We start from the raw sequence: 263 nt of genomic DNA, 5'->3' as shown, positions 1-263 counted from the left end.
GCCAAGCCAAGGGGAGAAAAGCTAAGAGCATCTTTCGCACATAGACCCCGCGGTTCCGAAAACCGTAACTTATCCGCTTGAGGAGCTTGATCTTAGTATGGACACCCTCGGTGTAACCGTTAGTAACTCGCCAGTTGTGATAAGCGAGAATCTCTTCCCTCCAGCTACGAAGCGTTCTCCCCCATTGAACCAGCGCAACGTCGCTCGCCTCCCGAGTGTTTAAGATCAGACGATCCAGGATTAGCTCTGCCTCCTTCCGGCAG

General features: G+C 53.2%; 1 protein-coding gene. It reads right to left on the bottom strand.

The window, feature by feature from the left end:
* Positions 1 to 263 (bottom strand): transposase (locus tag DXX99_RS11175; RefSeq protein ID WP_165847852.1); only part of this gene is annotated, 263 nt, incomplete at both ends.

Source organism: Ammonifex thiophilus, from assembly GCF_003368535.1.
Taxonomy (GTDB): Bacteria; Bacillota; Desulfotomaculia; order Desulfotomaculales; family Ammonificaceae; genus Ammonifex; species Ammonifex thiophilus.
Note: the sequence above shows the minus strand (reverse complement) of the source record. Positions and strands in the feature narration are given on the sequence as shown.